We start from the raw sequence: 1,597 nt of genomic DNA on the forward strand, positions 1-1,597 counted from the left end.
CAACTCCTCAAATACCTCGCCAAAATCTACCAAAATATGGTTTTGATTTATTAGCACCGTTTTGTGGGGATCCCTCAGCGCTACGCGGGGAGATATAAGACGCATCTTGAAGTTAGATTGGTATATACTTTTTATTATCATCACGTTATCTATGTCTTGGGCATTTACTGATTCTCTTTTGCTTTGCATGTAATCGCACCAAATCACACATTGTGTGTTAATTAATAATTATAAGCTAATCAATTTTTTCTGTTATAGAAAAAGGAATAAATAGTTATTATTCTTTCCTTAATGAATATTTTTCAACGTTATTTATAATCAATCGATTCCAAGTTACAGTTGTAAACAACAAAGCAATAGCTTGAAGAATTTATAGAATATCTCTTATCTGTTAGAGGAACTTCATTTTGTCTGATTCAGTTTTATTTTCTGCGATTAAAAGGCCCGAGGCCGGAGCACAACTGTTATTTTTTCATCACGCCGGAGGATCTTGTTTTTCCTACATTGAGTTGGCTCACAAGTTATCTGAATTTATTGAAGTATATTGTTTGGAGCTTGCAGGCAGGGGAATGCGTGTTTCAGAACCTTTTCAGGTGGATGTTGAAATTGTTTTGTCTGATATCCTTGCTGCAATAAAGCGTTTAAGGTTAGGAGAGGATAAACCTTTATTACTATTTGGGCACAGTTTAGGCGCGGAACTGGCTTATCAGGTTGCTCGTAGGCTGGAGAGTGAATTACCAGAAAAGCAATTAGCACTTATTGTCTCTGCCCGTGGTTGTATTGATCCCGAAGGGTTTAAAAATAAACCATGTGAGGAATATTCTGACGCTTATGTTTTGAATATCCTTGAGCAATGTGAAGGAACACCGCCAGATGTTCTTGCTAACTCCGAATTACGTAATTATGTGATCAAAACGATGAAAAATGATCTCATTTTGTTGGATTCTTTGTCTTTATTACCGAAAGTAAAGTTGAATATCCCAACCTATGTGATAGGCGGCGATCGGGATAATAGAGTTCCTGTCTCTCGTTTGGCGGAATGGCGGCGAGTGTTACCTGAGCCAATAGAACAACAAATTTTCACCGGAGGGCATTTTTACTTGTTTAATAATTATGCAGTAATTTCTTGGATCGAAAAACAAGTCAGAGAACTCGCAAGGTAGGCTAAAAATCATAGTCTAATAATAAAGCAGCGACTTAGAGAATTCAGGGGTTTTCGTCTGAAAAATAGACAATATGTTATAACGGAAAAGCTATGACCAGATATCAAGAAAAGAAGATTACTGTTAATGATGCTCAATTGGTGTATCTCCATGACCATGAGAATACTAAAACTCCCTTATTGTTTCTGCACGGTGCCTTATATGTGGCAGCGCCATATGATCGAATTGGAAGATATCGTATCACCGATGGCTTTGAGCTTGCGTCACTTTGGCGGCTCTGTGAAAGAGGGTAACTTTGGTATTGAAACACATGCTAATGATGTTACATATACAGGATCTTAAGCATTAACTGTATATTTTAGATAGAAAAAAGGCTTCATTTATGATCTGATAATCGTCGCCAAACTAATACCAAAACCACGGATGAAGCCTGT

General features: G+C 37.3%; 2 protein-coding genes and 1 pseudogene. 2 read left to right on the top strand and 1 reads right to left on the bottom strand.

Going from position 1 to position 1,597, the window contains the following annotated elements; translation table 11 throughout:
- Positions 1–189 (bottom strand): annotated as a pseudogene (locus IQ211_RS19795) (hypothetical protein); the annotation flags it as partial.
- Positions 190–407: 218 nt separating this feature from the next.
- Here IQ211_RS19795 and IQ211_RS19145 point away from each other — a divergent pair.
- The gene (locus IQ211_RS19145) at positions 408–1,163 is read left to right on the top strand and encodes a thioesterase II family protein (RefSeq protein WP_189761381.1); all 756 of its coding nucleotides are present in this window, start codon (positions 408–410) and stop codon (positions 1,161–1,163) included.
- A gap of 150 nt (positions 1,164–1,313) precedes the next feature.
- On the top strand, positions 1,314–1,505 hold the full coding sequence (locus tag IQ211_RS19150) for a hypothetical protein (protein ID WP_189761382.1): 192 nt from the start codon (positions 1,314–1,316) through the stop codon (positions 1,503–1,505).
- The last annotated feature ends 92 nt before the right edge of the window (positions 1,506–1,597 follow it).

Source organism: Xenorhabdus griffiniae (assembly GCF_015163655.1).
In the GTDB taxonomy this organism is placed as follows: Bacteria; Pseudomonadota; Gammaproteobacteria; order Enterobacterales; family Enterobacteriaceae; genus Xenorhabdus; species Xenorhabdus griffiniae.

Excerpts from the sequence above, each read along its gene's own strand:
- IQ211_RS19150 (WP_189761382.1), top strand. The coding sequence starts at position 1,314 with ATGACCATGAGAATACTAAAACTCCCTTATTGTTTCTGCACGGTGCCT.